The sequence below is a fragment of the Streptacidiphilus carbonis genome, assembly GCF_000787775.1.
Lineage (GTDB): Bacteria > Actinomycetota > Actinomycetes > Streptomycetales > Streptomycetaceae > Streptacidiphilus > Streptacidiphilus carbonis.
Genome location: NZ_BBPM01000117.1, coordinates 1 through 7,132, shown reverse-complemented (window position 1 = coordinate 7,132; position 7,132 = coordinate 1). Strand labels below are relative to the sequence as shown.

At 70.6% G+C, this 7,132-nt stretch carries 6 protein-coding genes; 1 reads left to right on the top strand and 5 read right to left on the bottom strand.

Annotated elements, in window-relative coordinates; translation table 11 throughout:
- The coding region (locus TR46_RS37235; RefSeq protein WP_042411590.1) for a twin-arginine translocation signal domain-containing protein at positions 1-1,094 on the bottom strand (1,094 nt) is incomplete at its 3' end.
- Between the two features lie 181 nt (positions 1,095-1,275).
- On the opposite strand from TR46_RS37235, the gene TR46_RS37230 reads away from it, so the two are divergent.
- On the top strand, positions 1,276-2,370 hold the full coding sequence (locus tag TR46_RS37230; RefSeq protein WP_042411599.1) for a substrate-binding domain-containing protein: 1,095 nt from the start codon (positions 1,276-1,278) through the stop codon (positions 2,368-2,370).
- A gap of 97 nt (positions 2,371-2,467) precedes the next feature.
- Here TR46_RS37230 and TR46_RS37225 read toward each other — a convergent pair whose 3' ends face one another.
- From TR46_RS37225 to TR46_RS37210, 4 genes are read right to left on the bottom strand one after another with little or no spacing between them, the layout of a single operon-like run.
- A complete protein-coding gene (locus TR46_RS37225) occupies positions 2,468-3,481 on the bottom strand; it encodes a hydroxyacid dehydrogenase (protein ID WP_169790686.1) in 1,014 nt (337 codons plus the stop codon).
- 28 nt (positions 3,482-3,509) lie between these two features.
- Positions 3,510-4,430 (bottom strand): carbohydrate ABC transporter permease, encoded by a 921-nt coding sequence (locus TR46_RS37220; protein ID WP_084719265.1) that lies wholly within the window; start codon positions 4,428-4,430, stop codon positions 3,510-3,512.
- Complete coding sequence (locus tag TR46_RS37215; RefSeq protein WP_084719264.1) at positions 4,427-5,404, bottom strand: carbohydrate ABC transporter permease; 978 nt, start codon at positions 5,402-5,404, stop codon at positions 4,427-4,429. The genes TR46_RS37220 and TR46_RS37215 overlap by 4 nt, the downstream gene beginning before the upstream one ends.
- A gap of 10 nt (positions 5,405-5,414) precedes the next feature.
- Positions 5,415-6,773, bottom strand: a complete 1,359-nt coding sequence (locus TR46_RS37210; protein ID WP_042411588.1) for an ABC transporter substrate-binding protein — start codon at positions 6,771-6,773, stop codon at positions 5,415-5,417.
- Positions 6,774-7,132 lie beyond the last annotated feature (359 nt).

Genomic DNA, 7,132 nt, shown 5'->3' with positions numbered 1-7,132 from the left:
TGCGCGGTCTGGGCGGTGGAGGCGACGCCGGAGTCGGCCAGCCGCAGGATGTCCGAGACGAGTACATGTCCGCGCCGGTGGTCGTCCTGCTGGATCTGCAGCGGGTCGGTGAGGGAGATGCCGCGGCTGCAGGCGCGGCCGACCACGCCGTCCATCACCAGGCCGTTGTAGAGGAAGGGCGCGTAGGAGGAGACCACCGAGTCGAAGATGTTCTGCTGGCCGGTGTCGGTGACCGCCCAGGTGGAGCCGGACAGCAGCCAGAGCATCCGGCTCAGGCCGCCGATCATGACCTCGCCGTAGGAGCCGGTGTAGGGGACGTAGGTGTGCTGGATGAACGAGCCGTCCGGGTAGAGGCCGTCGCCGGTGATCACGTCGGGGAAGACCGGCGAGAGCGCGGCGGAGGCGGTGGCCAGCTTCGCGGAGCTCTTGCCGACCACGCCGCGCAGAGCGATCACCCGGCACAGGTCGACCCGGTTGGCGCCGGTGCTGGTCCCGCTGTAGGCCGCCACGGCGGTGTCGGGGACGTAGTGGTCGACGGCGGCGCAGTAGTTGGCGATCTCGGTCGAGGTCAGCTGCGCATACATCAGCACGGCGGTGTCCAGCATCGCCTCGGGGCTGCCGATCTGCCAGTCCCACCAGTTGTCGTAGGTGGTGGCGGAAGCGGTGTAGGCGTTGGTGCAGAGGAAGTCCAGGCCGGTGGTGACCGCGGTGGCGAGGGTCGTGCTGCCGGTGAGACCCGTGCCCGGCTGGACGTACGCCAGAGCCATCGTCCTCAGCCGGGAGTAGCTGGTCGTCATGTTGCCCGAGACGCTGCCCAGCGGCAGGTCGGTCCAGAGCGAGGCGGTGCCGACCGCCATGCCGCTCTGGTAGGTCGTCGCGGTGCTGCCGAGAGTGGTCAGGGCCGTGGAGAAGGGGGCCGCGGTGGAGTCGAAGCCGCTGCCCGTGAGCAGGTCCAGCCAGCGTGCGCGTAGGGTGTCGTAGGCGTCCGACGCCCAGGCGCGCTGCGGGGGAGCGGCCCACTGGGCCGCTGCGGCCAGCACTGTGGCGGCTGCGCTGACCTGGAGAAACTTGCGCCGTGTGACATGCGTACCCATGTGGCCTCCTGCCGCTGGGCCCGTTCTCCCGGAGGATGCGGGGTCGAGTGAGCCAGAAGGTAAGCGCTTTCCATTGATCGGGTCAATGGATCCGGCGCAAATAGATGACCGAAAGGCCCATCGGCCATGAGCGTCTGAGCGTATGATCGCCCTGCGAAAGACGTCGGCGAAGGAGTCCGCTGTGCGACCGTCGGTCGATGAACGCCAGGAACGTATTCTGCGCCTGGTCCGTGAGCGCGGCAGCCTGCGGGTGGCCGAGCTCGCCGCCGAGCTCGGGGTGTCCGCCGTCACCACCCGGCGCGATGTGGAGACGCTGGCGGAGCTGGGGCGGCTGCACCGGGTGCACGGTGCGGTGACCTGGCCGGAGCGGACCGCTCCGGCGGTGGCGCCGGCTGCGGTCCGGCACCCCGTCGAGGCCGCGGGGCCTGTGCTGGGCCTGCTGGTGCCGGCGGTGCAGTACTACTACGCCGAGGTGATCCACGGCGCCCGGGCGGCTGCCGCCGCGGCGGGCGCCCGGCTGGTGCTGGGCATCTCCAAGTACCGGCAGGAGGAGGACGCCGCCCAGATCGCGTCGATGCTCGCCGCGGGGGCGGACGGTCTGCTGCTGACCCCCAACTGGGTGGGGAGCACTCCCACCGCCGCGGAGGAGCAGACGATCCTCGGCCTCCAGGTGCCCACGGTGCTGCTGGAGCGGCGCGCCGCACCCGGCTCGGCCGCCGCCGAGCTCGACCGGGTCTGCACGGACCATGTGCACGGCGCCTGCGCCGCGGTGCGCCACCTCGCCGGGCTGGGCCGCCGAAGGATCGCCCTGCTGGCGACCGACGCCACCCCCACCGCCGGCTTTGTGCGGACCGGCTACCTCGGCGGCCTGGAGGCCCTCGGCCTGGACCAGCCCGAGGGCCTGGCCGCAGCGGACATCGAGTCCCAACTGCGCCAGCTCCCCGACCTGGTGGCGGCGGGGGCGGTGGACGCCGTGCTGGTGCACACCGACACCGAGGCGCTGATACTGCTGCAGCACCTGCAGGCGCGCGGGCTGCGGGTGCCCGAGGACGTCGCCCTGGTCGCCTACGACGACGAGATGGCGGCTCTGGCCGACGTCCCGCTGACCGCGGTGGCCCCGCCGAAGCACGCCCTGGGCGAGGCGGCCGTCGGCATGCTGCTGGACCGGCTGGCGGAGGAACCCGGGTCGGATTCGCCCCGCCGCCATCTGGACCTGCTGCCGCAATTGCGGGTACGCCAGTCGACCGCGACCGCTGGTGCGACCGCGGTCTCCTGACTCCGCTCAGGTGGTGTGCTCAAGCGGTGTGCCCAGGCGGTGTGCTCAAGCGGGGCGCTCAGGCGGTGTGCCCAGGCGGTGCGCTCAGAAGGGTCGCTCAGGCGGTGCGCTCCAGCTCCTCCCGCAGGACCGGGTGCTGGAAGGGCAACCCCTGGGCGTACCGGGCCAGTTCGGCCGTCGCCGAGTCGGCCATCCGGTGCAGCTCGCCGCCGACGGAGCCGGCGACATGCGGGGTGAGCAGGACGTTGGGCAGGTCGTAGAGCGGGGAGTCGGTCGGCAGTAACTCCGGGTCGGTGACGTCCAGCACGGCGTGGATCCGGCCCGAGGCCAGCTCCTGGACCAGGGCCTCGGTGTCCACCAGGGACCCCCGCGCGGTGTTGACCAGGGTGGCGCCGTCCGGCATCAGTGCCAGTCGACGCCGGTCGACCATGTGCCGGGTCTCGGGGAGCGCCGGCGCATGGATGCTGAGCACGTCCGAGGCCGCGCACAGCTCGTCCAGACCGGTCCTGCGCACCCCCAGCGCCAGCGCCTCGGCGGCCGACAGGTACGGGTCGTGGACCAGGACGTCGAGGTCGAAGGGGCGCAGCAGCTCGATCACCCGTCTGCCGATCCGGGAGGCGCCGATCAGGCCCACGGTGCGGCGGTAGTTCCCTATGTCCGGGTAGCGGTGGTGCCAGGAGTCGATCTCGCGGCGCTCCCGGAAGTCCTCGCGGATCTGAAGCAGTCGCTTGTTGGACATCAGCACTGCGGCGACGGTGTACTCGGCGACCGGCAGGGCGTTGGCCCAGGCCGCCGAGGAGATCCGGACGCCTCTGCGCCAACTGTCCTCGGTGGCGATGTACTTGACCGAGCCGGCCGCGTGCACGATGGCGCGCAGCCGGGGCGCGGCCGCCAGGACCTCGCGGTCCACGGGCGGGCAGCCCCAGAAGGTGTACAGCACCTCGGTGTCGCGCAGGGCTTCGGCCACGTCGGTGCGGTGGAAGTCGTCGGCGACCAGGTCGGGGACCAGGTCCGCCACCCGGGCGAGCTGGGCCAGACTCCGGGGGCCGAGGATCCTGGGCGCCAGGCGCGGGTGCATGGCGAGGAGGGTGCGGGGCCGGGCAGTGGTCATGCGGGGGCTCCTAGCTGACCGGAGGCGGCTATTTCACGCTTCCGGCGGTGAGTCCCGAGCGCCAGAAGCGCTGGAGGCAGAGGAAGAGGGCGACGACGGGGATCACCGCGACCACTGAGCCGCAGATCACGAAGGAGATCAGCGACGGGTCCTCGATGACGTTGTTGTCCCAGATGTACAGGCCGAGGCTGACCGGGTAGAGGTTCTTGTCCGAGAGCATGACCAGGGCCAGGAAGAAGCCGTTCCAGATGGCGGAGAACTGGAACAGCATGATGGTGGTGAAGCCGGACTTGAGCATCGGCAGCCCGATCGAGCGGAAGATGCGCAGCTCGCCCGCGCCGTCGACGCGGGCGGCCTCCAGCACCTCGTCGGGGACGTAGCCGGTGCTGAACACCCGGGCCAGGTAGACCCCGAAGGGGTTGACCACCGAGGGGATGAGCACGGCCCACAGGGTGTTGACCAGGTGCACCTTGGACGCGAGCAGGTACAGCGGCAGCACCGTCGCGGAGCTGGGGACCAGGACGCCCAGGAGCACGACGCCGAACAGCTTCTCCTTGCCCTTGAAGGCGTACTTGTCGAAGGCGTAGCCGGCCGCGACGCTGATCAGCGCGCAGACGGCGGAGCCGCCGCCCGCGTAGAGGAGCGAGTTGAGGAACCAGTGCAGGTAGATCCCGCCGTCCTCGTGCATCAGCCCCGACAGGTTCCCCAGCAGGTCGAAGTGGTGCAGCGTGAAGATGTCGCCGGCCGCCATCCCGGTGGGGTCCTTGGCGGCGGCGACCAGCATCCACAGCAGCGGGAAGAAGGTGTACACCGCGGCCAGGGCCAGTGCCGTGTTCACGGCCGCCGTGGACATGGTCCGCGGCCGGGAGCCGGGCCGGGTGCGCGGCGCCCGCGCGGGTGCCGCCGGTTCCGCTGCTCGGACGTGCGGTTCGACGGGTGTGCTGGTCATGCGCTCCTCCACGGGTTGGAGATCCGGGTGACCGCGAAGGACAGACCGGCGCAGACGGCCGCGAGCAGGATCGAGCCGGCCGCGGAGAGCCCGTAGTCGGTGTTCTTGAACGCCTGGACGTAGTTGTAGAGGTTGGGCGTCCAGTCGGCGGTGATCGCGCCGGGCGCCGAGTGGTTCAGCAGCAGCGGCTCCTGGAACAGCTGCATCACGCCGACCGCGGTGAACAGCCCGACCAGCCCGACCGAGCTGCGGATCATCGGGAGCTTGACGCTCCAGGAGGCGCGCAGCTCGGAGGCGCCGTCCAGGACCGCGGCCTCCAGCAGTTCCCGGGGGATGGCCTGGAGCGCGGCGTAGAAGATCACCATGTTGTAGCCGAGGACCTCCCAGATCGCGATGTTGGCCATCGCGGGTACGGCGGTGGTCGTCGAGCCCAGGTCGAAGCCGATGCCGCCGGACCGGAGCGCCGACACGATCGGGCTGACGCCCGGCGTGTAGAGGTAGAGCCAGATGATCGCGGCGATGATGCCGGGGATCACGTGCGGCAGGAAGAGCGTGAGCTGGAAGAAGCGCTTGGCCCGGGCCAGCGCGGAGTCCAGCAGCAGCGCCACCAGCAGCGATCCGGCCAGCATCAGCGGGACGTAGATCAGCGCGAAGACCGCGACGTGCAGGAAGCCGGACCGGAAGACCGGGTCGGCCAGGGCGGTGCCGTAGTTGGCCAGCCCGCTGAAGACCGTGGTGGCCGGGCCGAAGCCGAGTCCGGAGCGGTGCTCGCGGAACAGGCTGAGCCAGAGGGCGTAGCCGATGGGGGCGAGGGTGGCCAGGGCGAACAGGAGGAAGAAGGGGGCCAGCAGCACCGCCGCCGCGCCCTTGCCCTTGCTCCGGTCCCGGTGCCCGGCCTTGCTTGTGCCGGACCCGCGGCCCGCGGCAGCCCTTCCGAGCTCCCGCGGGGCCGCAGCCGACTGGATGTCAGCCATGGAGTGCGCCTCAGCCGTTGCTGACGCTCAGGCCGGCGGCCTTGATCTGCTGGACCGTGGCCTCCTGGCCGGTCTTCAGCGCGGCGGCGATGGTGCCGCCCTTGCCGAGCCGGCCCCAGGGGGTGGCCAGGTCGGCCCAGGTGGAGACCATCGTCGGTCCCCAGGTCCAGCCGGTCTTGACGGTGGTCGCGGCCTGCTTGTTCAGCGCGTAGACGTCCTGTCCCCCGTAGAAGGAGCTGTCGAAGGACTTCTGGGCGACGTCGGCCATCGCGGAGTCGGCCGGCAGTGCGCTGGAGGCGCCGCCCTGGACCCGGGTGGCGACGGCGTCCGCGTCGGTGGACATCCAGGTGGCGAACTCGGCCGCGGCGGCGGCGTTCTTGCTGTCCTTGCTCACCGCGTAGCTGGAGCCGCCGACGGCGCCGGCCGCCGGGGTGCCGTCCCAGGTGGGCAGCTGGGCGACGGCCCACTTGCCGGACTGGTCGGCGAAGCCGGTCTTCAGGTAGGCGGCCTCGAAGGGGCCGTTGATCTGGGCGAGGACGTTTCCGGCGGTGGTGTCCGCGGCCAGCGCGGGGTCGCTGGTGGTGGCGGTGCCGACCAGGCCCGCGTCGATCAGGCCCTGCCAGTAGGAGGCGACCTTCAGGGTCGCGGCGTCCTGGAAGTTCACCTTCCAGGACTCGCCCTGGGTGCTGAACCACTGCGCGCCGGCCTGCCAGGCCAGCCCGGCGAACGCGGAGGCGTCGTCGGTCGCGAAGTTGACCAGCTTGGCCTTGGGGTCGGCCTTATTCAGCGCCACCGCGTCGGCCTTGAACTGGTCCCAGGTGGTGGGGACGGTCAGGTGGTACTTCTGGAACAGGTCCTTGCGGTAGTAGAGCACCTGCGGCTCGACGTCGTAGGGGACCGCCCAGGTCTTGCCGTCCAGGGTGGTGGACTGCACCGCTCCCGCGGCGAACTTCGAGGTGACGCCGGCGGGGACGTACTGGGTGATGTCCTGGACGTCGCCCTGGCTGACGAAGTTCGGCAGCTCCGAGTACTCGCAGTTGAACAGGTCGGGGCCGTTGCCCGCCTTGATCGCGGCGAAGATCTTGGCGTAGCCGTCGGTGCCGCTGGTGATCTGCGAGTACGTCACGTGGACGTCCGTGTGGGTGGCGTTGAACTTGGCGACGACGGCGTCGGAGTTCTTGGTCCAGGACCAGAACGTGATCTCGGTGGGCTTGGCGGCGGAACCGGTGGAGGCAGTGGAGGCGGTTCCGCTCTTGCTGCTGCCGCAGGCCGCGACCAGGGTGAGCGAGAGCACGGCGCAGGCGGCGGCGGCGAGCTTCCGGCCGTGGCGGCGGCTCGGGGCGGGGGCTGCGGGGGAACTGAGCGTCATTGCGGGGCTCCTCGGTGCGAGGGCGGCCCGACCGGGCCGGGGAGGGGGTGTGGTGCGCTGTGACGTAGCCGGAGCGCGGGACTCCGGTGCCGTTGGAACGCCATCATTGGGACCGGTCCGATCGCCGTCAAGAGCGAATCATCGAAAATCTTTCGATCGACCACTCGATCGTTACCCTTTCGCCACCGGGGGTCCGAACCGGGGCGATCCCGGTGCACATCGCTAGGGATATACACATGTTCGGCCAGGTCGACGCGCTTGCCGCTTTCGTTTCGAGATCATCTGATCATTCGCTCTTGACGTAGCTCCACGGGCTTCCTAGATTTTCGCCCAGACGTTCTGGAGAACCGATCAACCCG

Excerpts from the sequence above, each read along its gene's own strand:
- TR46_RS37210 (WP_042411588.1), bottom strand. The coding sequence starts at position 6,773 with ATGACGCTCAGTTCCCCCGCAGCCCCCGCCCCGAGCCGCCGCCACGGC.
- TR46_RS37225 (WP_169790686.1), bottom strand. The coding sequence starts at position 3,481 with ATGACCACTGCCCGGCCCCGCACCCTCCTCGCCATGCACCCGCGCCTG.
- TR46_RS37220 (WP_084719265.1), bottom strand. The coding sequence starts at position 4,430 with ATGACCAGCACACCCGTCGAACCGCACGTCCGAGCAGCGGAACCGGCG.
- TR46_RS37215 (WP_084719264.1), bottom strand. The coding sequence starts at position 5,404 with ATGGCTGACATCCAGTCGGCTGCGGCCCCGCGGGAGCTCGGAAGGGCT.